Annotated in this window: 18 protein-coding genes; 5 read left to right on the top strand and 13 right to left on the bottom strand. The window is 72.8% G+C overall.

Annotated elements, in window-relative coordinates; translation table 11 throughout:
* Positions 1–21: 21 nt before the first annotated feature.
* Entirely contained in the window at positions 22–1158 is a 1137-nt protein-coding gene (gene dnaJ / locus K7396_RS24460; RefSeq protein WP_086720411.1) for a molecular chaperone DnaJ, read from the bottom strand.
* Complete coding sequence (hrcA, locus tag K7396_RS24455; protein WP_086720412.1) at positions 1159–2175, bottom strand: heat-inducible transcriptional repressor HrcA; 1017 nt, start codon at positions 2173–2175, stop codon at positions 1159–1161.
* A gap of 194 nt (positions 2176–2369) precedes the next feature.
* Here hrcA and K7396_RS24450 point away from each other — a divergent pair, with 194 nt between their 5' ends.
* Positions 2370–3104: an MBL fold metallo-hydrolase gene (locus K7396_RS24450; RefSeq protein ID WP_086720413.1), complete on the top strand. Its 735-nt coding sequence runs from the start codon at positions 2370–2372 to the stop codon at positions 3102–3104.
* Positions 3105–3165: 61 nt separating this feature from the next.
* Positions 3166–3999, top strand: a complete 834-nt coding sequence (locus tag K7396_RS24445; RefSeq protein WP_152104420.1) for a DUF3097 domain-containing protein — start codon at positions 3166–3168, stop codon at positions 3997–3999.
* Here K7396_RS24445 and K7396_RS24440 read toward each other — a convergent pair.
* The 5 genes from K7396_RS24440 to lepA all read right to left on the bottom strand — a co-directional run bounded on the left by K7396_RS24440 (position 3977) and on the right by lepA (position 12489).
* Positions 3977–4546 carry a Uma2 family endonuclease gene (locus tag K7396_RS24440; RefSeq protein WP_223660188.1) on the bottom strand — a complete coding sequence of 190 codons (570 nt, stop codon included), beginning with the start codon at positions 4544–4546 and terminating at the stop codon, positions 3977–3979. The genes K7396_RS24445 and K7396_RS24440 overlap by 23 nt on opposite strands.
* Before the next feature lie 107 nt (positions 4547–4653).
* A complete protein-coding gene (gene hemW, locus K7396_RS24435) occupies positions 4654–5886 on the bottom strand; it encodes a radical SAM family heme chaperone HemW (protein ID WP_086717332.1) in 1233 nt (410 codons plus the stop codon).
* A gap of 100 nt (positions 5887–5986) precedes the next feature.
* A complete protein-coding gene (locus K7396_RS24430) occupies positions 5987–8104 on the bottom strand; it encodes an ATP-binding SpoIIE family protein phosphatase (RefSeq protein WP_086717331.1) in 2118 nt (705 codons plus the stop codon).
* Between the two features lie 311 nt (positions 8105–8415).
* On the bottom strand, positions 8416–10305 hold the full coding sequence (locus K7396_RS24425) for an AMP-dependent synthetase/ligase (protein ID WP_086717330.1): 1890 nt from the start codon (positions 10303–10305) through the stop codon (positions 8416–8418).
* Between the two features lie 309 nt (positions 10306–10614).
* A complete protein-coding gene (lepA, locus tag K7396_RS24420; protein ID WP_152104421.1) occupies positions 10615–12489 on the bottom strand; it encodes a translation elongation factor 4 in 1875 nt (624 codons plus the stop codon).
* Between the two features lie 448 nt (positions 12490–12937).
* Between lepA and rpsT the strand changes: the two genes are divergently transcribed.
* Together rpsT and K7396_RS24410 are read left to right on the top strand one after the other, a co-directional pair.
* A complete protein-coding gene (gene rpsT / locus K7396_RS24415; protein ID WP_152104422.1) occupies positions 12938–13204 on the top strand; it encodes a 30S ribosomal protein S20 in 267 nt (88 codons plus the stop codon).
* Positions 13205–13976: 772 nt separating this feature from the next.
* Positions 13977–14891, top strand: coding sequence for a hypothetical protein (locus tag K7396_RS24410; RefSeq protein WP_223660187.1), 915 nt, complete (start codon positions 13977–13979; stop codon positions 14889–14891).
* Positions 14892–15561: 670 nt separating this feature from the next.
* Here K7396_RS24410 and holA read toward each other — a convergent pair.
* Positions 15562–16545, bottom strand: coding sequence for a DNA polymerase III subunit delta (gene holA / locus K7396_RS24405; RefSeq protein ID WP_086721648.1), 984 nt, complete (start codon positions 16543–16545; stop codon positions 15562–15564).
* A gap of 182 nt (positions 16546–16727) precedes the next feature.
* Here holA and K7396_RS24400 point away from each other — a divergent pair, with 182 nt between their 5' ends.
* Complete coding sequence (locus K7396_RS24400; RefSeq protein ID WP_086720468.1) at positions 16728–16994, top strand: hypothetical protein; 267 nt, start codon at positions 16728–16730, stop codon at positions 16992–16994.
* A gap of 188 nt (positions 16995–17182) precedes the next feature.
* Here K7396_RS24400 and K7396_RS24395 read toward each other — a convergent pair whose 3' ends face one another.
* The 5 genes from K7396_RS24395 to K7396_RS24375 all read right to left on the bottom strand — a co-directional run bounded on the left by K7396_RS24395 (position 17183) and on the right by K7396_RS24375 (position 24929).
* Complete coding sequence (locus K7396_RS24395) at positions 17183–17977, bottom strand: arylamine N-acetyltransferase family protein (protein ID WP_086720469.1); 795 nt, start codon at positions 17975–17977, stop codon at positions 17183–17185.
* A 533-nt stretch (positions 17978–18510) separates the two neighbouring features.
* A complete protein-coding gene (locus K7396_RS24390; RefSeq protein ID WP_223660186.1) occupies positions 18511–21600 on the bottom strand; it encodes a ComEC/Rec2 family competence protein in 3090 nt (1029 codons plus the stop codon).
* The gene (locus K7396_RS24385) at positions 21597–22400 is read right to left on the bottom strand and encodes a ComEA family DNA-binding protein (protein WP_308686893.1); all 804 of its coding nucleotides are present in this window, start codon (positions 22398–22400) and stop codon (positions 21597–21599) included. The genes K7396_RS24390 and K7396_RS24385 overlap by 4 nt, the downstream gene beginning before the upstream one ends.
* A gap of 580 nt (positions 22401–22980) precedes the next feature.
* Positions 22981–23826: a DegV family protein gene (locus K7396_RS24380; protein WP_086720997.1), complete on the bottom strand. Its 846-nt coding sequence runs from the start codon at positions 23824–23826 to the stop codon at positions 22981–22983.
* Positions 23827–24113: 287 nt separating this feature from the next.
* Entirely contained in the window at positions 24114–24929 is an 816-nt protein-coding gene (locus K7396_RS24375) for a hypothetical protein (RefSeq protein ID WP_152104423.1), read from the bottom strand.
* Positions 24930–25134 lie beyond the last annotated feature (205 nt).

Below are 25134 nucleotides of genomic sequence, written 5' to 3'. Positions count from 1 at the left end.
CGTCCCCGGGCCCACCTGGGGCTATCGCCCGTTGAAGGCGTCCTTCAGCCGCGAGAAGAGACCCTGCTGTCCCGGCTGGAACTGCCCCGTGGGCCGCTCCTCGCCGCGCAGCTTGGCCAGCCGCCGCAGCAGCTCCTCCTGGTCGGCGTCGAGCTTGGACGGCGTCATCACCTCGACGTGCACGATGAGGTCGCCCCGGCCGCCGCCGCGCAGGTGGGTCACGCCGCGCTGGTGCAGCGGGATCGACTGGCCGGACTGGGTACCGGGCCGGACGTCGATCTCCTCCACCCCGTCCAGCGTCTCCAGCGGGCACTTCGTGCCCAGCGCCGCCGCCGTCATCGGGATGGTGACCGTACAGTGCAGGTCGTCGCCACGCCGCTGGAAGACCGGGTGCGCCACCTCGTGGATCTCCACGTAGAGGTCGCCGGCGGGTCCGCCGCCGGGGCCGACCTCGCCCTCCCCCGCGAGCTGGATGCGGGTGCCGTTGTCGACACCGGCCGGGATCTTGACGGTCAGCGTGCGGCGGGAGCGGATCCGGCCGTCGCCGGCGCACTCGGGGCACGGGGTCGGCACGACCGTGCCGAAGCCCTGGCACTGCGGGCAGGGCCGCGACGTCATGACCTGGCCGAGGAAGGACCGGGTGACCTGCGAGACCTCACCGCGGCCGCGGCACATGTCGCAGGTCTGCGCCGAGGTGCCGGGCGCCGCGCCCTCACCGGTGCAGGTGGTGCAGACGACGGCGGTGTCGACCTGGATGTCCTTGGTCGTGCCGAAGGCCGCTTCGTTCAGCTCGATGTCGAGCCGGATCATGGCGTCCTGCCCGCGGCGGGTGCGCGAGCGCGGACCGCGCTGCGACGCGGTGCCGAAGAAGGCGTCCATGATGTCGGAGAAGTTGCCGAAGCCCGCGCCGAAGCCGCCCGCGCCCTGGCCGCCGTTGGCCTGCGAGAGGGGGTCCCCGCCGAGGTCGTAGACCTGCTTCTTCTGCGGGTCCGACAGCACCTCGTAAGCGGCGTTGATCTCCTTGAACCGCTCCTGGGTCTTGGGGTCCGGATTGACGTCCGGGTGCAGCTCGCGCGCCAGCCGGCGGAAGGCCTTCTTGATCTGGTCCTGCGAGGCGTCGCGGCCGACACCGAGGACCGAGTAGTAATCCGTGGCCACTTACGACTCCGCGAGGATTTGTCCGACGTAACGTGCCACTGCGCGTACCGCTCCCATCGTTCCGGGGTAGTCCATGCGGGTCGGTCCGACCACGCCGAGTTTGGCGACTGCCTCGTCGCCCGAACCGTAGCCGACCGTGACGACCGATGTGGACGCCAGGCCTTCGTGGGCATTCTCATGCCCGATGCGTACGGTCATGCCCGAGTCCTTGGCCTCCCCGAGCAGCTTGAGCATCACCACATGCTCCTCGAGGGCCTCCAGCACCGGCCGGATCGTCAGCGGGAAGTCGTGACCGAAGCGGGTGAGATTGGCGGTGCCGCCGATCATCAGCCGTTCCTCGGTCTCTTCCACCAGAGTTTCCAGCAACACCGACAGCACTGTCGAGACCGTGCCGCGGTCGTCCTGCTCGAAGGACTCCGGGAGATCCTGCACCAACTGCGGCACATCCGCGAACCGGCGGCCGACGACCCTGCTGTTGAGCCGCGCCCGCAGATCCGCCAGGGACGTCTCGCCGAACGGCGCCTGGCAGTCGATGAGCCGCTGTTCGACCCGCCCGGTGTCCGTGATCAGGACGAGCATCAGCCGGGCCGGGGCCAGGGCCAGCAGCTCGACGTGCCGGACCGTGGACCGGGTCAGGGACGGGTACTGGACGACGGCGACCTGCCGGGTCAGCTGCGCCAGCAGCCGGACGGTGCGGCCGACCACGTCGTCGAGGTCGACGGCGCCGTCCAGGAAGTTCTGGATCGCCCGCCGCTCCGGGCTGGACAGCGGCTTGACGCCGGCCAGCTTGTCGACGAAGAGGCGGTAGCCCTTGTCGGTCGGGATCCGCCCGGCGCTGGTGTGCGGCTGGGCGATGAACCCCTCGTCCTCCAGGGCCGCCATGTCGTTGCGGATGGTGGCCGGGGAGACCCCGAGCCGATGGCGTTCGGTGAGCGCCTTGGAGCCGACCGGCTCCTCCGTCCCGACATAGTCCTGGACGATGGCACGCAGCACCTCCAGCCTGCGTTCACTGAGCATCCCGCGCACCTCCAGTCCGGCCGTCCGCCGTCTCGTCTCCCCTGGCACTCACCCGGGCCGAGTGCCAGACCTTGAGCCAGTGTACGGCCGGGTAGCACGGGCGCGGCAAGGGCCGCCGCACGGAGCACCCGCCCGATGACCGTGTTCGGCCGATCTGTCGGGCAACGCTATCGCGATGGCGCTAGCGTCTCGGTATGCACAGTGCTTGGGAAGAGGCGGGTTGGGAACGACTCGGTGACGGTGTCGCCAGGCGCCGGATGCCGGGCTGGGACGAGACGATCGGGGTGATCGCCGGCAGTACCGGAGTCATGATCGTCGACACCGGCGCGACCCTGCGCGACGGCGCGGACCTGCGCCGGACGATCCGCGGTGTGCTGGGCCGGGAAGTGACGCATGTCGCGCTCACCCACCCGCATTTCGATCATGTCCTGGGCACGGCGGCCTTCGCGGGCGTCGAGGTGTTCGGCGCGGCCGGCCTCGGCGAGCTGCTGCGCCGCGGCAAGGACGAGCTGCGCCACGACGCGGTGCGGCAGGGGGTCGCGCCCGCCGCCGCCGCGGAGGCCGCCGACCTGCTCGTCGCCCCGCACCACCAGGTGCACGGCCAGCTGACCGTCGAACTCGGCGACCGGCAGGTGCTGCTCGCCAACGTCGGCCCCGGGCACACCGCCCACGACCTGGCCGTCCTGGTGCCGGGCCGGCACGGCGAGCCGGAGATCGTCTTCTGCGGCGACCTGGTCGAGGAGTCCGGCGAGCCCCAGGCGGGCCCCGACGCGCTGCCCCAGCGGTGGCCCGGCGCGCTGGACCGGCTGCTGGCCCTAGGCGGCGAGGACGCGCGGTACGTTCCCGGGCACGGTGCCGTGGTGGACGCCGCCTTCGTCCGTACCCAACGCGACGCCCTCGCGGCCCGCTTCGGCGTCGCGCCGTCCTGACGCCGCCCCGGCCGCCCGTCCCTCACTCCGCGCCCCCTCTCCCCGAAACAGAAGCAGGCCCATGCAGAGCAAGCGCTACAGCCCCGACCTGACCCCGCCCTGGAAGAAGCAGCGCCCCGCCCCCGAGGTGCCGGCCGACCCGGATCTGGTCGTCGAGGAGGTCACCACGGGCTTCTGCGGCGCCGTGATCCGCTGCGAGAAGACGGCCGAGGGCCCGACGGTCACCCTGGAGGACCGCTTCGGCAAGCACCGGGTCTTCCCGATGACCCCGCGCGGTTTCCTCCTGGAGGGCAAGGCCGTCACCCTCGTACGCCCCCAGGGCCGCCCGGCGCCGGGCGGCCCGGCCCGTACGGCCTCCGGCTCGCTCGCCGTGCCCGGCGCCCGCGCGCGGGTCGCCCGCGCCGGGCGCATCTATGTGGAGGGCCGGCACGACGCCGAGCTGGTGGAGCGGGTGTGGGGCGACGACCTGCGCATCGAGGGCGTCGTCGTGGAGTACCTGGAGGGCATCGACGACCTGCCGGCGATCGTCCGCGGCTTCGCCCCCGGCCCGGACGCCCGCCTCGGCGTCCTCGTCGACCACCTCGTGCCCGGTTCGAAGGAGTCGCGCATCGCGGCCGGGGTGACCGGGGACCACGCCCTGGTGGTGGGCCACCCCTACATCGACATCTGGGAGGCCGTGAAGCCGTCCTCGGTCGGCATCGCGGCCTGGCCGTCCGTCCCGCACGGCCAGGACTGGAAGACGGGCGTGTGCCGGGCACTGGGCTGGCCGGAGAACACCGGCGCCGCCTGGCAGCGCATCCTGTCCTGCGTGCGCTCCTACAAGGACCTGGAGCCGGCGCTGCTGGGGCGGGTGGAGGAGCTGATCGACTTCGTCACGGCCGGCGGTGGCGGGTGACGGCGGGAAGGGTGCCGAACCGGGAGGTGTCCAGCGTGATGCCGAGGGCGTCGACGCGGAGAGAAACACCGAACGGGACGGTGCGCCGAACCTCGTAGTCGGCGTCCTCTCCCGCGCCGCACGGCTCCGTCAGCAGGACACAGCGGGCGTCGTACGGGTCGATGATCAGGTACGCGGGGACGGCCCCTGCGGCGTAGACGGAGCGCTTCAGGCCGTAGTCGCGGTCGGCGCTGCGCAGGGACACCACCTCGAGCAACAGGGTCACGTCCGAAGCGGGGACGAGCCATCCGCAGCCGTCGGGCCGTTCGCGCTCCATCACCACGAGATCGGGCTGCGGCTTGCTGACGTCCCCCGGGAACGAGACGTGCAGCGTCGCGAACCTGTGCCAGCGGTCGTGCGGAATCTGGCCCACCACGTCGCTGACGATCCTGTTGTGGACGATATCCGTCCCGCCGGTCAGCAGAATCTCCCGGCGCAGGAGCTCCGCCCGCAGCCCCTCCGGCGGCTCGAACGCCGCGAAGTACTCCTCGATGTGCTGATCGTGCACCGTGACCAACCGCCCAACTGCCCTTGCCTGCCGGGGTATTGCCTGCAGCCTAGGGACGGCGTGGCCGGGTGGGCCGGGTCTCCGGGTGAGATCCCCCGACCGAGTGATCAGTCCACCAGATCCCGCACCACCGCGTCCGCCAGCAACCGTCCGCGGAGGGTCAGGACGGCCCGCCCCGCCTCGTACGGGCCGGGCTCCAGCAGGCCGTCGGCCAGTGCGCGGGAGGCCGCCCGGGCGCCCGCCGGGGCGAGGATGTCCAGGGGGCAGCCGTCCGCGAGGCGGAGTTCGAGGAGGATGCGTTCGACGCGGCGGTCCTCGTCCGAGAGGAGTTCGCGGCCGGCGCCCGGGGAGCGGCCCTCGGTGAGGGCCTGGGCGTAGGCGCCGGGGTGTTTGACGTTCCACCAGCGGACGCCGCCGACGTGGCTGTGGGCGCCGGGGCCCGCGCCCCACCAGTCGGCGCCGGTCCAGTACAGCTCGTTGTGGCGGCAGCGGGCGGCGTCGGTGGTGGCCCAGTTCGAGACCTCGTACCAGCGGAAACCGGCCGCGGCGAGGCGTTCGTCGGCGATGAGGTAACGGTCGGCGTGCACGTCGTCGTCGGTCATCGGGACCTCGCCGCGGCGGATCCGGCGGGCCAGCTGGGTGCCCTCCTCGACGATCAGGGCGTAGGCGGAGACGTGGTCGGGGCCGGCCCCGATCGCGGCGTCCAGGGAGGCGCGCCAGTCGTCGTCGGTCTCGCCGGGGGTGCCGTAGATCAGGTCGAGGTTGACGTGCGCGAAGCCGGCCGCGCGGGCCTCGGCGACGCAGGCCTCGGGGCGGCCGGGGGTGTGCGTGCGGTCGAGGATCTTCAGGACGTGCTGCCGGGCGCTCTGCATGCCGAAGGAGACCCGGTTGAAGCCGCCCGCGAGCAGCTCGTCGAGGTAGCGGGGGTCGACGGACTCCGGGTTGGCCTCGGTGGTGATCTCCGCCCCCGGTGCGAGGCCGAACTCCTCGCGGATCGCGGCCAGCATCCGGCCGAGGTCCGCGGCGGGCAGCAGGGTCGGGGTGCCGCCGCCGACGAAGACCGTCTCGACGGGGCGCGGGTCGTCGCCGAGCACCTTGCGGGCCAGCCGGATCTCGTCCACGACGGTGTCGGCGTAGGTGTCGCGGGAGGCCAGGGCGCCGCCGGAGCCGCGCAGCTCGCTCGCGGTGTAGGTGTTGAAGTCGCAGTAGCCGCAGCGGGTCGCGCAGTACGGCACGTGCAGGTAGAAGCCGAGGGGCCGGCCGGCGGCGGCCGCCGGGGTGTGACCGGGCAGCGCCCCGTCCTCGGGCATCGGCTCACCATCGGGCAGTGCGGAAGGCATGGGAACCATTGTCCGTCATGGCGGGGCGGTGCCGGTCCGGGCGCGGTGTGCCCTGCGGCACCCCGGGCCTGCGGCACCCCGGGCCTGCGGCACCCCGGGACTACGGCACCCCCGGCCCGGCCGCCTGGAGGACCAGCAGGGCCAGGTCGTCGTCGGGCGGGACCGGGCCGAAGGCGTGGACGGTGTTGCGGATGTGGTCGGCGAGGTCGGTGGCGCTCAGGCCGGCGCCCCCGGCGAGGGTGGTGGCCAGGCCGTCCTCGTCGTCGAAGAGCCGCCGTCCCGAGCGCCGCTCGGTCACCCCGTCGGTGACGCACAGAAGCGTTTCCCCGGGGCGGAGGTCGAACGATTCGCTGACATACGCCGCGTCCTCCACCACCCCCAGCAGCATCTGCGGTGCCGCGACAATCCGGACCGTGCCGTCCGTGCCCAGGACCAGCGGCAGCGGGTGGCCGGCGCTGGCGAGGGTGCAGCGGGCGCCGCCGGCGCCGCCGGGGTACGGGACGATCTCGCCGTAGAGCAGGGACAGGAAGCGGGCCTGTTCGCCCTCCTCGCGGATCTCGACCGGCGCCTCCGCCCCCGCGCCGGCCGCCGCCACCGCCGCCGCGACCGCCGCGACCGAGTCCGCGGCCTCCCGCGCCATGGTCTTGTTGAGCCGGTCGAGCACAGCGGCCACCCCGAAGCCGTCCCGGGCCAGCAGCCGCAGCACCGGGCGCGCCAGCCCGGTCACCGCGGCCGCCTCGGGCCCGCTGCCGCAGACGTCGCCGAGGGCGAAGCACCAGCGGCCGTCCCCGGCGTCGAACAGGTCCCAGAAGTCGCCGCCCGCCCAGGCGCCCTCGCGCGGCTCGTAGACCACCGCCGACTCGACGCCGGGCACCTGCGCCCGTCCCCGCGGCAGCAGCCTGCGCTGCAGGACCTGGCTGATGCGCTCCTGGCGGCTGTAGGCGCGGGCGGTGGCGACGGCGCGGGCGACCCGGCGGCCCAGGTCCTCGATCAGCCCGACCACCTCGTCGGGGAAGCGCACCAGCCCGCCCCGGCCGAGCAGCAGGGTGCCGAGACGGCGGCCGCCGGCGACCAGGGGGCAGGCGAGGGCGGCGCCGCCCGGCCCGTACCCGCCCGGTTCGTAGGGCCAGGGCCAGGGGACCGCGCCGGGGGCGCCGCTGGGCGGGCCGCCGTCGGGCAGGTCCGGCGGCTGCTTCTCCAGCGCCGTGCGCAGCGCGTCGATCCGGTTCTCCGAGGTGTGCCAGACCCGGGCGAGCCGCTGTTCCTCGCCGTCCGGCGCGATGCCCCGGCCGGGCGCGCCGCTGTCGCCGTCGTAGAGCCACACCGCGCACCATTCGGCGAGCCGCGGCACGATCAGCTGGGCGGCGAGCGCGGCGACCTGGTCGGCGTCGAGCTGGCCGGAGAGCAGGTCGGATGCCTCGGCGAGGAAGGAGAGGGCGCCGTTGCCGGCCCGGTCGGTCTCGTGGTCCGGCGGGGCGGACCGGCGCGGGGCCGGGGCGAGGAGTTCGGCGGCGCGCAGTCCGCGCTGCAGCAGCCGGCCGTCGAAGGCGGGCTCCGGGTCGGTCCCGGCGCCGTCCCGGTCGGCCAGGGGCAGCCGGAACCAGACGGTCTTCATGGCCCGGCGGTAGGTGACGCCCCAGGATTCGGCGACGGCGCTGATCAGCTGGAGGCCGTGGCCGCCGTCCTCGGCGGCGTCGTCGTGGGCGCGGACCGGCTGGGCGGGGTGGTGGTCGGAGACCTCGATGAGGAGGCCCGGGCCGGGTGCGCCGTCGGGGCCCGCGCCGGGGGCGTGCGCGTACGGCGCCGGGTACGGCTCCCCGCTCCGGCTCCGGTAGGGCCCGCCGCTCCGGCCGCCGCGGGACTCCGCGCCCGGCTCGCGCTCCGGCTCCAGCCGGCAGCGCAGCTCGACGGTGGTGCCTGCGTGCACCACCGCGTTCGTCACCAACTCGCTGACCAGCAGCACCGCTTCGTCCCCGAGCCGGCCCGACAGGGCGTCCGCGCCGGGCAGCTCCTGGCCGGACCAGTCGGCGAACGCGGCCCGGACGAAGCGGCGGGCGGCGGCAGCGGCCTGCGGGTCACCGGGCAGGCTGGCCCGGCGGGAACGGGCCGCGGCCCCCTCGGCAGGTGCGGCCGCGGGCCCGCCACAGGACCCGGCCGGCCTCGCCCTGCGCATCGCCGTGACGTCGTCGTCCCGTGGAGACGAAGTGGTCGTCCGCATTGAGCAACTCCCGAGCAGCTCCGCTACAGCGCCGGATGCGCCGACGACCAGAGTGACAGAACGAGCGCACCCATAAGCACTGAGTCACAGAAGTGGGTGGTCACAGCCGTCAATTCGGCTGACGCACCGCGGGAGTTGGCCGACGCGCGCCGAGCCCCGCCGGGGGCCGTACGGACCGCCTCAGGGGGCGGCCGCGACTCCCCCGCCGGGCGGCCGCCGTCACCCGTACGGGCGCGGCAGCACGGCGCGACGACAGGGCGCGCGGCGGCAGGGAGTGCGCCGCCCCACGCCCTGCCGCCGCGCCCTCGCGACTACGCCTCGCGCGTGCCCGCGTACATCTCGTCGAGCAGGTCCTTGAACGTCCGCTCCACCACCGGCCGCTTGACCTTGAGGCTCGGGGTCACCTCGCCGTGCTCGATGTCCAGGTCACGCGGCAGCAGCCGGAACTTGCGGATCTGCTGCCAGCGCTGCAGCCCCTCGTTGACCCGCTCGACATAGCCGTCGATCAGCTCGCGGACCTGCTCGGTCGCGACGACCTCGGCGTACGGCTTGCCCGCCAGGCCGTGTTCGGCGGCCCAGCTCAGGATCGTCGGCTCGTCGAGGGCGATCAGCGCGGTGCAGAAGTTCCGGTTGGCGCCGTGCACCAGCACGTTGGAGACGAACGGACAGACCGCCTTGAACTGGCCCTCGACCTCGGCGGGCGCGATGTACTTGCCGCCCGAGGTCTTGATCAGGTCCTTCTTGCGGTCGGTGATCCGCAGATAGCCGTCCGGGGAGAGCTCCCCGATGTCACCGGTGTGGAACCAGCCGTCCGCCTCCAGGACCTCGGCGGTCTTGTCCGGCAGGCCGTGGTAGCCCTGCATGATGCCGGGGCCGCGCAGCAGGATCTCGCCGTCCTCGGCGATCCGCACCTCGGTGCCGGGCAGCGGCTTGCCGACCGTTCCGGTGCGGTAGGCCTCGCCGGGGTTGACGAAGCTGGCGGCGCTGGACTCCGTCAGGCCGTAGCCCTCCAGGATGTGGATCCCGGCGCCGGAGAAGAAGTAGCCGATCTCCGGGGAGAGCGCGGCCGAGCCGGAGACCGCGGCGCGCAGCCGGCCGCCGAAGGCGTCCCGCAGCTTGGCGTAGACGAGGGCGTCGGCGATCCGGTGCTTGGCGCCGAGCGCGAACGGCACCGAGGCGGTGCCGGTGCGGCGGAAGTTGTCCTGCGAGACCTTGGCGTACTCGCGGGCCACCTCGGCCGCCCACTGGAAGATCTTGTACTTGGCGCCGCCGCCCTGCCGGGCCTTGGCCGCGACCCCGTTGTAGACCTTCTCGAAGATCCGCGGCACGGCCGCCATGTAGGTGGGCCGGACCACCGGCAGATTCTCGATGATCTTGTCGACCCGGCCGTCGACCGCGATCACATGGCCGGCCGCGATCTGGCCCGCGGTGAGCACCTTGCCGAAGACGTGCGCCAGCGGCAGCCAGAGGTACTGCACGTCCTCCTCGGTGACCATGCCCGTCGCCGGGATGGCCCGTGCCATGTACGCCCAGCAGTCGTGCGGCAGCTGCACGCCCTTGGGGCGGCCGGTGGTCCCGGAGGTGTAGATCAGCGTGGCCAGCTGGTCGGCGCGCAGCGCGGCGACCCGCTCCGTGACGCAGTCCGGGTGGTCCTGGAGATAGGCGGTGCCGCGCTTCTCCAGCTCGGCCAGGGTGAGCACCCAGCCCTCCGGGTCGCCCTCGGCGGGCTCCGCGCCGGCCTCGTCGATGACGACGACATGCGCCAGGTCGGGCAGCTCGGCGCGCCGCTCGCGCGCCTTGGCGAGCTGTCCGGCGTCCTCCGCGATCAGCACCCGGCTGCCGGAGTCGGCCAGGATGTAGGCGGTCTCCTCGGCGTTGGTGCTGGGGTAGACCGTGGTGGTGGCCGCGCCCGAGCAGAGCACGCCGAGGTCGGCGAGGATCCACTCGACGCGGGTGTTGGCGGCCAGCGCCACCCGCTCCTCGGGCAGGATGCCGAGCGCCATGAGGCCGGCGGCCACGGCGTAGACCCGCTCGGCGGCCTGGGCCCAGCTGATCGCCTTCCAGTCGTCCGCCCCCTGCCCCGAGGCCGGGGGGACCGGATAGCGATAGGCCTCGATGTCGGGCGTGGCCTCGACCCGCTCCAGGAACAGGTGCGCCACGGAAGGCGGCCGGTTTTCGATCAGCGTGTGGGTGTCCGTCACGGCGTCCTCCGGGGCCCGCTTCGATGCTGGTGACTCGTGAGTAACCTTTGAGCAGTGATCAGACTAGAGCGCGATCCGCCCCCACGTAAGGGGCTACGACCTACTGGTTGAGGATGTGACCCGTGCGATAGGTGTAGGTAGCACGCGCAATGTCCGATAGGGCGCTGCGGCGAGCGCCCGCGGCGGACCGCCGGGGACCGGGGACCGGACCGGGCGGCAGCCGTGCTCCGGAGGAAAGCCGACAGGGCGCCGGCCCCCGCTCCGGGGACCCGCGCCCTGCCTCGCGCGTTCTTCCGCTTGCGCGTCTTCCTACTTCTTCGACTTCGCGTCGCCGTCGGAGTCCGAGGACAGCACCGCGATGAAGGCCTCCTGCGGGACCTCCACGCTGCCGACCATCTTCATCCGCTTCTTGCCTTCCTTCTGCTTCTCCAGCAGCTTCCGCTTACGGGAGATGTCACCGCCGTAGCACTTGGCGAGGACGTCCTTGCGGATGGCGCGGACCGTCTCCCGGGCGATGACCCGGCTGCCGATGGCGGCCTGGATCGGCACCTCGAAGCTCTGCCGCGGGATCAGCTCGCGCAGCTTGGCGACCAGGCGGACGCCGTACGCGTACGCCTTGTCCTTGTGGCAGATCGCGGAGAACGCGTCGACCTTGTCGCCGTGCAGCAGGATGTCGACCTTCACCAGGTCGGCGACCTGCTCGCCGGTGGGCTCGTAGTCCAGCGAGGCATAGCCGCGGGTCTTGGACTTGAGCTGGTCGAAGAAGTCGAAGACGACCTCGGCGAGCGGGAGGGTGTAGCGGATCTCGACGCGGTCCTCGGAGAGGTAGTCCATGCCGAGGAGGTTGCCGCGGCGGTTCTGGCACAGCTCCATGATCGCGCCGATGAACTCGCTGGGCGCCAGGATCGTGGCCCGGACGACCGGCTCGTGCACCTTGTCGATCTTGCCGGTCGGGAACTCGCTCGGGTTGGTGACCTCGTGCTCGGTCCCGTCCTCCATGTCGACGCGGTAGACCACGTTCGGCGCGGTGGCGATCAGATCGAGGTTGAACTCGCGCTCCAGGCGCTCGCGGATGACCTCCAGGTGCAGCAGGCCGAGGAAGCCGACGCGGAAGCCGAAGCCCAGGGCCGCGGAGGTCTCCGGCTCGTAGACGAGCGCGGCGTCGTTGAGCTGCAGTTTGTCCAGCGCGTCGCGCAGCTCGGGGTAGTCCGAGCCGTCCAGGGGGTACAGCCCCGAGAACACCATCGGCTTGGGGTCCTTGTAGCCGCCCAGCGGCTCCTCGGCGCCCTTGTTCAGCTGGGTGATCGTGTCACCCACCTTGGACTGCCGGACGTCCTTCACGCCGGTGATCAGGTAGCCGACCTCGCCGACGGACAGCCCGTCGGCCGCCTTCATCTCCGGGGAGTTCGTGCCGATCTCCAGCAGCTCGTGCGCGGCGCCGGTCGACATCATCCGGATGCGCTCGCGCTTGCCGAGCGTGCCGTCGACGACCTTCACGTAGGTCACGACGCCGCGGTAGGCGTCGTAGACCGAGTCGAAGATCATCGCGCGGGCGGGGGCGTCCTTGACGCCGACCGGGGCCGGCACCTCGCGGACGACCTTGTCCAGCAGCTCGGCCACGCCGACGCCGGTCTTGGCGGAGACCCGCAGCACGTCCTCGGGCTCGCAGCCGACCAGGTTGGCCAGCTCGGCGGCGAACTTCTCGGGCTGGGCGGCCGGCAGGTCGATCTTGTTGAGGACGGGGATGATCGTGAGGTCGTGCTCCATCGCCAGGTACAGGTTGGCGAGGGTCTGGGCCTCGATGCCCTGAGCGGCGTCGACCAGGAGGATGCAGCCCTCGCACGCGGCGAGCGAGCGCGAGACCTCGTAGGTGAAGTCGACGTGGCCCGGGGTGTCGATCATGTTCAGGATGTGGGTCGTGCCACTTCCCTCTTCACCCTCGGTGGGGGCCCAGGGCAGACGGACCGCCTGGGACTTGATCGTGATGCCGCGCTCGCGCTCGATGTCCATGCGGTCGAGGTACTGCGCGCGCATCTGCCGCTGGTCGACGACACCGGTGATCTGGAGCATCCGGTCGGCGAGCGTCGACTTGCCGTGGTCGATGTGCGCGATGATGCAGAAGTTACGGAGGAGGGCCGGATCGGTACGGCTCGGCTCCGGCACGTTCGTAGGGGTCGCGGGCACGCAGGGTCCATTCAGTGAACGCGGGTAGGCGGGACTCGGGTATGTGACGTCACCCCCATCGTCCCATGAGCGAGGGGCCCGGTCCGGTTTGGGCGGGGCGAGGCGGGAGCGGGGGGTTCTCGGGGGCTTGTCGGGGAGCTTGTCGGGGGGGCTTGTCAGGGAGCTTTGCGGGGGTGCGGGCGGGGGTGCCGTGGGCCTCTGGGGCGGGGGGACGGCTATGGGGCGGGGGCTCTGCCGCATCCGGGCGCGGTGTCTCTGAGGATGTGCCTCTGGGATGGGGGCGCTGGTGGTGGGGGCGGGCGGACCGTGGGCGAGGAGGGCCGGGCGGGGGCGTCCGGTCCGGTTTGGGCGGGCGTAGACCCTGCTGGTAGCCTGGTCCACTGCGCTTCGTGCCCTCTCTCGTACGAGGCGCAACTCGAAACTCCAACGAACCTGAAAAGGCTCTTTCGTGGCGAACATCAAGTCCCAGATGAAGCGGATCAAGACCAACGAGAAGGCTCGTCAGCGCAACAAGGCTGTCAAGTCCACTCTGAAGACCGCGATCCGTCGCACCCGCGAGGCCGTGGAGGCCGGTGACCTGCAGAAGGCCACCACCGCCCAGGCCGAGGCTGCCAAGAAGCTCGACAAGGCCGTCAGCAAGGGTGTCATCCACAAGAACGCCGCCGCCAACAAGAAGTCGGCGCTGGCGAAGAAGGTCGCGGCCCTCAAGGCCTGACCTTCCCCCCGGAGAAGGCCATCGCTCCTCCAGGCGTGGTCCTCCTCCACCCACCGCAACACCTGCACCACCTCTGTCGGCAGGGGTCCAGCGGCCCCTCTCTCCGCTCCCTGACCGATGCACCACCGCGCCGCACACGGCCTGCGTTCGCCACGCGGGTGCGGCGCACCCGGCCACTCGGCGTACACCTCCGACCAGGCCGCAACAGCTTGATCCGAGGCCCCGCCTCGCCCCTTCCCCGGGGCGAGGCGGGGCTTTTGTTCGTGGGGTGGGGGCGGGGCGGATTTCTCCGTGGCGCTTCGCCGCGCGGCGACTGCGTGCGGGTTCTCCGGACTCTCCGTGGCGTTCTCCATGGCGTTCTCTGTGGGGTTCCCCATGGGGTTTTGTTGCTGTGAATTACTGCCGGGGATTTCCGGTCGCCTTGTATTGCCGTGGCGGGTGGCGGGTGACGGTTGACCTTTCGTGGGACTTTTGGGGCAGGGGCTATAACAGGGGTCATTGCGGCGAGGGTCTTTGTCGATTTCCGTTTGAAATTGCGCGTGGAGTTGCGGACGACGACCCGTTGCGGCGGCGCATTCCTAGCCGGTCCGGTAGAGCGACGGCCGACCGGCGGTGGCCTCGACCCGGAGGCCGCATGAGCCTTCCGCCCTGGTGCGGAAGCTGCGCGGGCCGACGGATGGGACCAGGCAGGAGGCCCGTACGACCTGCCTCCCGGGGAATTCATCGCCGCAGAGCCGGGTTCGCATTCCGCGCGGTCCGCTACGCTGCCGCCATGTCGCATTCGGGGGACCAAAACAATCCGTACTCCCAGCCGCAGCCCCACCCCTACGGCCAGGTGCCCGCACCCCAGAATCCGGTGCCGCCACAGCAGAATCCCTACGCACAACAGAGCATTCCGCAGGGGCAGGCCGGCGGATACGGCTATCCGGCACCCGGCGTACCCGCCCCTCCCCCGGGGCCACCCGCCGGAGCCCCCGTCACAGCACCCGGTGGTGGCGCGGGCCGCGGCGTGTCCGGCTGGCTCTGGGCCCTCGGCGGAGTGGTCGCCGCGTCCGCGATCTGGGGCTCGGTGCTGTTCGCCACCGGAGGCTTTTCCTCGGAACCCAGCCCCGACCTCGCGGGCTACGCCTACACCGGCGATCTGTGCGCGGACACCTCGTTGACCCCCTTCGAGAACGCCCACTTCAGGACCAAGGCGAACACCGGAACCACCTCGAAGGACGCCAACCCGCAGCACAGCGGCGCCCAGCTCGCCTCCCTGGACACGATGACGTGCAACGTCTCGTTCGATCAGGACGGCACGAGCAGCTCCGGCTACTCCTCGACCTGGCTCTACAGCACCGCCACGCTGCACCGGAAGACCGACCCGACGCCCGAGTTCGCGGACACCTACCGCTCGTACGAGAAGCAGGACACCTCTGTCGCCTACCGCGTCGAGACCGTGCCGGGCCTCGGCGACGAGGCCTATCTGGTGACCCGCCAGGACGACGCCAGCACGAGCAACAGCTCGTATGTGATCCTCGGCGTCCGCGACGGCTGGCTGACCTACCAGTCGACCTGGTCGAGCTACACATCGAGCAGCAGCGGCAGCACCAGCAATCAGCCCACAGCCACCGAAGTGGCGACGATGCTCAAGACCAGCGCCACGGAGACACTCAAGCGCCTGCAGAACTCACGGTCACAGTGAGGCCGGTGGGTTGCGGGAGGCCGATCGGTCCGTCGGGGCCGAGCGGTCCGGTGAGACCGGGCGGTCGGGTGTAGCCGGCCGGTCAGGTGGGGCGTGTGAAGCCGACTGCTCCGGTGGGGGTGTGAGGCCGACCGCTCCGGTGGGGCCAACCTGTTCGCTGGGGCCGGTCGGTCGGTGAAGCCGGTCGGTCAGGTGAGCCCGAGCGCGCCGCCGGGAGCGACCGGCTCGCTGGTGCCTCGGACCGCCGTGGCGGCTTGCGGCGTGCCCCGCTGAGGTCGGGCTTCGCTGAGGTCGGGCTTCGCGCCATGGAGAGCCGCGGCCGTCGATGCCACGGCCGTTGGCGGACGCGACCGCTGATGCCGTGGCCGTTGATGCCGTGGTTGTCGGCCGGCGCGGCCGTTGACCGCTGCGGCGGGTGGCTCTTCACCCGGCTGCGGCGACGGACGGACGCCGACGCGACGGACGGCCAGCGCCCCCATCGGCCCGGTCATCGTCAACGTCGGCCGTTGAACCGCTGATCGCGCTGAGATTGCCTACGTGGGCCGCCGCACAATGAACCATCCGACAACGGCTAGCAGCCACGCTCGTCCATCACGCCGAAGTCGGTGCCCCACAGCGGCCGTCCTGCCCACACTGCGCCCGCCCCGGCCCCCGCCCCGGCGCTACCGCGTCACCGCGAGCGGGCCGCGCGAGCAATCGCCACGACGGCCTTCTCCAGGGCGTACTCCGGATCGTCACCGCCGCCCTTCACCCCGGCGTCGGCCGCCGCCACCGCGCGCAGCGCCGTGGCCACGCCGTCCGCCGACCAGCCGCGCATCTGCTGCCGCACCCGGTCGATCTTCCAGGGCGGCATGCCCAAATCGCGGGCGAGGTCGCCGGGACGGGCGCCGCGCGGGGCGGAGGCCAGCTTGCCGATGGCGCGGACGCCCTGGGCGAGTGCGCTGGTGATCATGACGGGGGCGACGCCGGTGGCGATCGCCCAGCGGAGGGCCTCCAGCGCCTCGGCGGCCCGGCCCTCGACGGCACGGTCCGCGACGGTGAAGCTCGACGCCTCGGCCCGCCCCGTGTAGTAGCGCGCGACGACGGCCTCGTCGATGGTGCCCTCGACGTCGGCGGCGAGCTGCGAGCAGGCCGAGGCCAGCTCACGCAGATCGCTGCCGATCGCGTCGACCAGCGACTGGCAGGCCTCGGGCGTCGCCGAACGCCCCGTCGCACGGAACTCGCCCCGTACGAAGGCCAGCCGGTCGGCCGGCTTGGTCATCTTGGGGCAGGCCACTTCCCGCGCCCCGGCCTTGCGGGCCGCGTCCAGCAGGCCCTTCCCCTTGGCGCCGCCGGCGTGCAGCAGCACCAGCGTGATCTCCTCTGCGGGCGAGCCGAGATACGCCTTGACGTCCTTGATGGTGTCCGCGGAGAGATCCTGGGCGGAGCGCACCACGACGACCTTGCGCTCCGCGAAGAGCGAGGGGCTGGTCAGCTCGGCCAAGGTGCCGGGCTGGAGCTGTTCGGGAGTGAGGTCGCGCACATCGGTGTCCGCATCCGCCGCCCGGGCAGCCGCCACCACCTGCTGCACCGCGCGGTCCAGCAGCAGGTCCTCCTGGCCCACCGCGATCGTGACGGGGGCGAGCGGGTCGTCTTGAGCTGTCTTCCTGGCCATCGCGTCCAGCATCCCACGCCCCACTGACAGCCCCGCCCGGCCCAACCCGCCCCAGCTCAGCGTCCCCGCCCGGCCCGCGCCGGGACACCTTGCCGGACCGGAGCGTCTGCAGCACTCGGGCCCCCGCCCCACCGGGGCCCCTGCCGGTTCGGAGCATCCTCCCCCTGTCGGACAATGGCGGGGTGAATGACGCTGCCCCACACCCACCACACGTACGACATGTACTGGTACTGCCCGACCGCGACGCCGCGGAGGAGGTGGCCGAGGCCCTGACCGAACGCTTCGGGGTCGCCGAGGAGCCCCAGCTCGTACGGGACGCCCTGGCCGGTGAGGACGACGCCGAGGACGCCCAGTGGCTGGTGGTGGTCGAAGACCGGGACGCCGCCCACGACCCCGCGCAACTGGACGACCTCGCGGCCGAGTACGAGGGCTGGCGCGAGTCCGAGTAACGCCGGGCCGCGGCGGCTGCGAAACCCACGGGGCTGCCGGAGCCACCGGGCCTGCGGAATCCACGGGCCTCCGGAGCCACGGAGCTGCGGAAGCCACAGCACTGCCGGGGCTACGGGGCTGCGGAAGCCACAGGGCTGACGGGGCTGCGGGGCCCACAGGTCTACCAGGGCTGCGGGGCCGAGTTCCGCTACCGGGCGCCCGTACCCCGCCAGGCCGCGCCGACCTCGGGCTCCCGCTCCAGAACAATCCCGAAGTGCTCCCGGTACACGGCGAGAACCTCGTCCCCGCCCACCTGACGCTCCTCCCGTGCACCGTCCGCCCCGGTGGTCACGAGCGTGCGCCCGGTGAGCGTCACCCGTCCGGTCCCGGTCAGCCGTGAGCACACCAGGGACTGGGTGAAGTGCGACTTGGGCGAGGTCCGGTGCCACCAGCATCCGGCCTCGAAATCCGCGTAGGCACGCGGCCGTTGTTCAAGCCGGTACTGCGGTTCGCCGTCCCGCAGGATGTCGAGGTCTCCCTCGCCCGTCTCCTCGATCCGGAACACCCCAGCAGGATCGGCCTGCTCGGCACGGTTGTCCCAGCGCAGCGGAAAGTGGCTGTTCCTGCCGAAGCCGATGTCCGCGAGCCACGGTCCGCTCGGCGTCTGTACGCGCAGTGCGAGGTGGTCGTACGGAATCCCGAGACCGTCCGCGCCGAACACACGGGCGGCGAGCAGCTCGACCTCGTATCCGAGCGCACCCAGGAGCAGGGCGAAAGCACCGTTGAGCTCGTAGCAGAAGCCGCCCCGCCGGGCGCGGACGATCTTGTCCAGCACCGGCTGTTCCGCGAGCACGATCTCTTCACCGAGGTGGACGGACAGGTTCTCGAAGGGGACGGAACGCAGGTGAGCGAGGTGCAGCGCCCGTAGCGCCCCGGCGTCGGGCGACGTGGGGCGGGTCGCACCGATCCGGGCGAGGTAGGCGTCAGCGGCAGCGGCATCCATCAGAGGGGGATCCTTTCCGAGGCGAACCGGCGACGGTTCCGTTCCGTTGCCGAGGCGAGGTGGCGGCCATCAGGCCGGCGGTGGTCTGCGCGGCCAACCCACGTCGCCAGGGCGGCCTCCAGGCCGGTCTGCAGGCCAGTCGCCAGGCCGGCTCGTCCCTGCGCATCGCTGTGGTGAGGCCGCACGGCCACCCGTACTTCCTCCCGGACACCCCGGCACCAACTCCGCGCCGACGAATCTCGAAACACCGGAAGGCGTCTTCGGCGCCCTCGAACGCGCGACGACGTTCCCGAGGGTGATCCGCTCCGGCAGTCGTGCCAGCCGGACACCGGCCCGCGTGCCGGGAGTTGAGCGCACGATCCCGGCTCGGGCCGGCGCCTGCCGTCGCTCGTCCAAGCCGATCGCCGACAACCGGCACGAGGCAGCCGGCCGAGCGGTGGACAGCGGCCCGTCCCCGTCGAGCCCGGCCGGCGTCAGGCAGCAGAGCACGCCCCACCCGACGCCTGCCCTCACTCATCCTCACCTTCTGGAGTCTATAGAGCAGGGGTTAGGCGCCTCCGTGGTCCGGAACAGGCGTATCCGAGGTTGTGGCTCGCCGACAGCGGCCGACAGCAGGCGGACTGCCGGCGGACTTGCCGGCAGCGGCCATCAGCAGGCGGACCGCGGGAACAGGCCCCCGAGCACCGACGGCCGGGCCCGCGTATCCCGACTCGGCGGGCGAGCGGTCGCCAGCCACCGGCCCGCCGACATCCACCTGGGCGGCGTCCGACTCCGGGGCGTCCGACTCGGCGGCATCCGAACCGGCGGCGTCCGAACCGACCACCACCTGCTGGACGACTACCGACTCGGCGACCGTCGGCCGGACGTCCCTCGGCCGGACGGGGCCGGGCTCTCCGGTCGTCGGCCGGGCCGGGCCGGGAGCGATGGCCGTTGACCGTTGCCGACAGCCGAGCCGTGGTGCCGAGGATCGCAATCGATCCGTCGGTGTCCGTCCTGAGCACTCGGGCGCCCTGGGCGCGCAGCGCCGCGATGGTGCGGGGCGCCGGATGGCCGTACGGATTGCCCGTACCGCAGGAGATCAATGCCAGGCGTGGCGCCAGCCGATGCAGCAGCGGTGGGTCCTGGTAGGCGGAGCCATGGTGTGCCACCTTCAGGACATCGACGTCGCCCAGCTCCGGGTGAGCCGCCAACAGCGCGCGCTGTGCGGGTGGTTCGAGGTCGCCCAGCAGCAGGAGGGTCAGCCCGCCTGTACGGACGAGCAAGGTCACGCTGGCGTCGTTGGGGCCGTCGAGGGCGTCGGGATCGGCCGGTGGGCTGTCGGGGGCGGTGGGGTCTCCGGGGCTGCCGGGGCTCGGGAGGTCAGGCGACGTGGGTGGAACGGGCGGAGCCGGCGGCCACAGAACCTCCCAGGTGAGAGGGCCCAGGCGCCGCCGCTCCCCCGGTTCGGCGCGGACGATCGGCACCCGGGCCGCCGCAGCCGTACCGCGCACGAACTGCGCCTGCCCCGGGGGATCCTGCAGCGTCGTAGTCTCGATCGCACCGACCGCACGGCCACGGAGCGCCCCCGGGAGCCCGTCCACATGGTCTGCGTGGAAGTGGGTCAGTACGAGGAGCGGGATACGGCGGATGCCCAGGTCGGTGAGGCAGCGGTCGATGGCGTGGGGCTCGGGCCCGGTGTCCACCACCAGCGCCGTACCGTCCCCGGCCGCCAGCACCAGACCGTCGCCCTGCCCCACATCACAGACCACGGCCCGCCACCCCGGCGGCGGCCAGCCGGTGAGGACACGGGTGAACGGGGCGGGGCGGCACACCGCCAGGATCACAGCCAGCGCACACAGCACGCACAGCCAGGGACGCCGGAGCACCCTTCGGACGACCGGCACCACGGCCACCGTGGCAGCCGCCAGCATCAGCCCGCCGGCCCAGCCGTCCGGCCAGTCGAATTCCGCCCCGGGCAGCGCCGCCCCCGTACGGGCGACACCGGCGATCCACACGGCCGGCCAGCCCGCGCACCACGCCAGCCCCTGGGCGACCGGCATCGCGACCGGGGCGAGGGCGAGGGCAGCGAAGCCCAGCACCGTCGCGGGGGCCACGGCCACTTCGGCCAGCAGGTTGCAGGGCACCGCGACCAGGCCCACCCGGGCCGCCAGCACGGCGACCACCGGCGCACAGACCGCCTGGGCGGCGGCCGCTGCGGCGATCACCTCGGCGATCCGGGGCGGCACCCGGCGCCGTTGAAGGGCGGCGCTCCAGCGCGGCGCGAGCAGCAGGAGCGCACCGGTCGCCAGCACGGACAGCAGAAAGCCATAACTACGGGCGAGCCAAGGGTCGTAGAGCACCAGCAACAGGACCGCGGCGGCGAGGGCGGGGAGCAGCGAGCGGCGGCGTCCGGTCCCGATCGCCAGCAGGGTGATCAGGCCGCAGGCGGCGGCCCGCAGCACGCTCGGGTCCGGGCGGCACACCACGACGAAGGCGAGCGCGAGCGTGCCGCCGATGAGGGCCGTGCCGCGCAGCGACAGGCCCAGGCGTGGTGCCAGCCCTCGGCGCTCGGCACGCGTGGCGAGGTGGGGCGGCCCGATCAACAGGGCGAGCACAATGGTCAGATTGCTGCCGGAGACGGCCAGCAGATGCGTCAGATCACTGGCACGAAAGGCGTCGTCGAGGTCCGGCGGCACGCGCGAGGTGTCCCCCACCACGAGTCCGGGCAACAGGGCTCGGGCATCGGGACGCAGCCCGTCGGTGGCCTCCCGCAGTCCGGCGCGCAGGTGTCCGGCCAGCCGCTGGAGGGATGACGGCGCACCGGCTCCGACCGGCGGCTCGGTGCCGGTGACCCGGAGCACGGCGGCAACCTGGTCGGCCGACGACAGGGGCGGTGCCGCATGCGCCGCCACCCGGATACGCGTCGAGGGCAACAGCCCGCGCCATGCCGACGAGAGCCCTCCGCGAGCCTCGGAACCATGCTGTTGGCCGCCTTCCGTGCCACGTGCTTCGTCACCCCCTCCGTGCTGTTGCACGACCACCAGCACCGGGGTGCGTACGGCGGTGACCGCACCGTCCGGCGCCGTGACCCGGACGGCGTCGGCCGTGAACACCAGTACCGGCGGGGTCCGTTGCGATCCGCGCACCTTGGGCCGGGTCAACCGTGGGTCGCCGGTCACCACCAGCTCCGCCTTCACCGTTGCGTAGCGCTCCGCCAGATCCGGCAGCGGTCCGCGCCGCACGTCCGACGCATGCAGCGCCGCGGACGCGGCCCCCGCCACGGCGCACAGCAGCACCGCGGCCAGGGCCAGGAACGCCCCGGAGGACCAGCGACGGGGCGAGCGGGGACGGAGGCGGAGCAGCCCCGGCCGGGCGGTGTCGGGCCGCTCGTCCCCCTCCGGAGCACACTGCTCCGCCCTGCGCCGGACCACCGCCATCCGCCACGCGACCAGCGCAAGCGCCACTGCCACGCCGCAGACCGCCGCCACTCCCCCACCGGGGGCGCCCAGGCTGATCACCGCGCCCGCCCAGGCGGCCAGCGCGGGCCCGACGAGCCGCAGATCGGCCGGGCCCTCCTGATGGGGGTCCGAGGAGCCGTGGGGCGACGGCGCCGTGGCGTGCACGGTGGTGCGGGCACCGGTCATGGCTGCACCAGGGGACGCAGATCGGCGAAGCGGCGGTCACCGATACCGGTCACCTGACGGAGCTGGTCCACCGAAGTGAACCCGCCGTGCTGAGTGCGGAATTCGACGATGTGCCGGGCCAGGACGGGACCCACTCCGGGGAGCGAGTCGAGCTGCTGCTCGCTCGCCGTACTGAGGCTGACCGGTCCGGCCGGGCCGCCTCCGGCACCCGGCGACCCGCTTCCCGGCCCGTCGGCCCCCGAACCGGCAGTGCCGGCAGAGCCCCCGCCACCGCCTGCGCCAGCCCCGCCCCCGACCACGATCTGTTCGCCGTCGGTCAGCAGGCGGGCCCGGTTCAGCCCACCGGTGCTCGCTCCGCGCAGCACCCCGCCCGCGGCCTGCAGGGCGTCGATCACCCGCGACCCCGGCGGCATCCGGTGAATTCCCGGGTGCCGGACCTTGCCCGTGACGTCGACGACCAGCTGCCGCCCCGCACCGCCCGGCGGGCCGTGCGGCGGCCCGGCGGCGGACGACGAGGGCAGAGACGGTGAGTGCGGCGCGCGGTCGGCTGCCGCCGGGGGCCGTTCGGCCGCCGGTGCCCGTACCGGTTCGGGTCGTCCGGTCCAGAAGTGCTGCACGGCGAATCCCACGGCCAGCACAAGCACCAGGACCAGTGCGGCGAGCGCCTTCGGGTCGGTGCCGCACCGTAACTGCACCCAGAGCGGCAGCCGTTCGCGTACGGCGAGCCACATCCGCTCCCGTCGGCCCGCGTCCGGCGGATCGTGCCCCGGGGGCGGCGGACCACCCCCGGATGCGGCCACCGACCCCGTGCTCCCGGGCCCACCCGGGCCCAGGCCCGCGCCCGCATCCGTACCCGTGTCACCGAAGATCGCCGCCATCCGAGCCCGCGCCCGCTCGCGCTCCCACTCCCGCCGCCCCGCCACACCGGATGGCGCCGCGGAACCAACGGAGGCCGAGAGAGCAGGGGCAGTCGAAGGGGCAGCAGAACCGGGGGAGGCAGGGGAATCCAAGGGATCGGAGCGATCAGGCGGACCGTCCAGCGCCGCAGCAAAGCCGAACCCCGGGGAGCCCGAGGCGGAGGCCGAGGCCGAGCCCGCGGAGGCCGGAGGCCCGAAGGAAGCCCCCACCAGCGGCGCCCCCGGCAGGCCCAACAAAGCCCCCGGCCAGCCGGCCAAAGCCACCGGCAAACCCGACGAAGACGAAGACGAAGGAACAGAAGCAACTGACGAGGCCGGAACGACCCCCCAGTCAGATCGGGACGAGTTCATACCGCCCGACGCTAAGCACCTCGCGCAGATCTCGCCGAGCGGCCGCAATTCCGGTGGACAGAGCCCCAGTTGTGGACAACTCCGTCACCCACAGGGCCATCGCCCGCCCCTCTCACCGCGACGAAACCACGACCCCCAACAGCCCCGGCCCCGTGTGTGCGCCGATCACCGCGCCCACCTCGCTCACCAGCAACTCGTTGAGCCCCGGCACCCGCTCCCTGAGCCGCTGGGCCAGGGCATCCGCACGCTCCGCCGCGTCGAGATGGTGGACCGCGATATCGACCTGGCCCTCGCCCGCCCGCTCCGCGGCGATCTCCTCGAGCCGTGCGATGGCCTTGGAGGCGGTACGCACCTTCTCCAGCAGCTCGATCCGTCCGTCGGCCAGCTGGAGGAGCGGTTTGACGGCGAGCGCGGAGCCCAGCAGCGCCTGGGCCGTGCCGATGCGTCCGCCCCGGCGCAGGTAGTCGAGGGTGTCGACGTAGAAGTAGGCGGAGGTGGCAGCGGCACGCTTCTCCGCGGCGGCCACCGCTTCGTCGATGTTTCCGCCCGCCTCCGCCGTCTCCGCGGCGGCGAGGGCGCAGAAGCCGAGGGCCATCGCGACCATCCCGGTGTCCACGACGTGCACGGGCACCGGCGCCTCCTTGGCCGCCAGTACTGCCGCGTCGTACGTCCCGGAGATCTCCGAGGAGAGGTGGAGCGAGACGATGCCGCTCGCGCCGGCCGCGGCGACCTTGCGGTAGGTGTCCGCGAAGACCGTGGGGCTGGGCCGGGAGGTCGTCACGGCACGGCGCTTCTGGAGCGCCTGGGCGACGGATCTCGCGGAGATCTCGGTGCCCTCTTCCAGGGCCTGGTCCCCCAGGACGACGGTCAGCGGAACGGCCGTGATGCGGTGACGCTCGATCGCCGACCGCGGCAAGTAGGCCGTGGAATCGGTGACGATCGCGACATGGCGGGACATGAATGGGAGGTTATCCGGGGATCCGGACGCCGCACAGTGCGGGCCCCTCCCCAAGATCTTCCAGGTTTCCCCAAGGCTCTGCCAAGAGGGCCCCGGAAGCGGCCGTCCCTGCTCCCGGATACGCGTACCCGTGCGGACCACGCCCGGCTCCGCCTCACCCGGCTCCACGCTGCCCGTCTCTGGCGTCGCCGCCTCTCCCCCGTTGCCGTCTCTCCCCCCGGGGGCCCCGCCCCGCCCCCACCCACCCCTCTCCTCCCCCGCGGCCCTACGGCCTCATATGGGAGGCCCTACGGCCTCATGGGGGCGTGGCCTCCGTCCGTGGGCGTGCCCTCCGTCCGCCGGGGTGCCTTCTGCCACGGGTAGGCCGGCTGGGTGCGCGGGTCCCGGGCGGTGACCGCCGGCGGGTCCTCGGCGGCCGGGCTGCCGGAGTGGCCGCCCCCGGCCGCGTCCCGGCCCCGCCGGCTGCCCGCGTCCCGGGTGCCCTCCGTGGCACGCGCCCGGGGCTGCTCGCCCGCAGGGGGGCTTACGGGCTCCCGCAACGGGTCCGCGGCGTCGTCGACCCGGGTCCAGTGGCGCAGCGCCCCCGCCTCGACGTCGATCTGGTCGCTCAGCGACGCCAGGTCGTCCTCCGCGAACTTGCGGGCGCGGTCGCGGGCGGCCCAGCGCAGCGACTCCGCGGAATGCGTGATCCGTTCCAGGCGCTCCCGTAGCTCCGGGAGGCGGGCGGCGCTGGTGGCCCGGTCGGGCTCGCGTTCGAGCCGCTTCAGCTCGTCGTCCAGCTCATGGCCGTGGGCGCTCAGGCGCTCGAAGAGCCCGATCGCCTCCTTGAGGGAGGCGTCGTCGGCGGATCCGCCGTAGAGCACGTCCTGGGTGGCGCGCATGGACGTACGCAGTGAGAGCCGCAGCTGTGCGAGTTCGCCGACCACGCCGGGCTGGGCGAACTGCCGGGCGCGCAGGCCGGTGTCCTCGACGGTTCTGCGGGCCTGGGCGACCGTGCGGTCGACGCCGCGTTTGGCCGCCTTCACCGCCTTGACCGTGACGAACACTCCTGCCAGGACGAACAGCACGAACAACAGCCCGAGGATGGCGGCAGCGGCTTCCATGGGCTCTCCCCAGAGGTGTCGGCGGCGCCGGTTGTCTCGCCCGCGCCCTGTATCTCCACGGTAAACGGCCAGGGCAGGTCACGGGTTCCTGACGAACCCCCAACCTGCCCTTAAGGGAAACCACCCATGGCGGCGGAGCGACCCCGACCGCCGGGCCCGGAACCGGAACCGTCCCCGACCGCCAGGCCCAGCCCCGGAACCGACT

It is taken from the genome of Streptomyces angustmyceticus (assembly GCF_019933235.1).
In the GTDB taxonomy this organism is placed as follows: Bacteria; Actinomycetota; Actinomycetes; order Streptomycetales; family Streptomycetaceae; genus Streptomyces; species Streptomyces angustmyceticus.
The sequence above is the reverse complement of the archived record's forward strand: the minus strand, read 5'-3'. Positions and strand labels throughout refer to the sequence as shown.

Coding starts and splice junctions, on each gene's coding strand:
- hemW (WP_086717332.1), bottom strand. CDS start 5,886: ATGCCTTCCGCACTGCCCGATGGTGAGCCGATGCCCGAGGACGGGGCG.
- K7396_RS24395 (WP_086720469.1), bottom strand. CDS start 17,977: ATGGATGCCGCTGCCGCTGACGCCTACCTCGCCCGGATCGGTGCGACC.
- K7396_RS24380 (WP_086720997.1), bottom strand. CDS start 23,826: ATGTCCCGCCATGTCGCGATCGTCACCGATTCCACGGCCTACTTGCCG.
- K7396_RS24390 (WP_223660186.1), bottom strand. CDS start 21,600: ATGACCGGTGCCCGCACCACCGTGCACGCCACGGCGCCGTCGCCCCAC.
- K7396_RS24450 (WP_086720413.1), top strand. CDS start 2,370: ATGCACAGTGCTTGGGAAGAGGCGGGTTGGGAACGACTCGGTGACGGT.
- hrcA (WP_086720412.1), bottom strand. CDS start 2,175: ATGCTCAGTGAACGCAGGCTGGAGGTGCTGCGTGCCATCGTCCAGGAC.
- holA (WP_086721648.1), bottom strand. CDS start 16,545: ATGGCCAGGAAGACAGCTCAAGACGACCCGCTCGCCCCCGTCACGATC.
- K7396_RS24410 (WP_223660187.1), top strand. CDS start 13,977: ATGTCGCATTCGGGGGACCAAAACAATCCGTACTCCCAGCCGCAGCCC.
- K7396_RS24430 (WP_086717331.1), bottom strand. CDS start 8,104: ATGCGGACGACCACTTCGTCTCCACGGGACGACGACGTCACGGCGATG.
- K7396_RS24375 (WP_152104423.1), bottom strand. CDS start 24,929: ATGGAAGCCGCTGCCGCCATCCTCGGGCTGTTGTTCGTGCTGTTCGTC.
- K7396_RS24445 (WP_152104420.1), top strand. CDS start 3,166: ATGCAGAGCAAGCGCTACAGCCCCGACCTGACCCCGCCCTGGAAGAAG.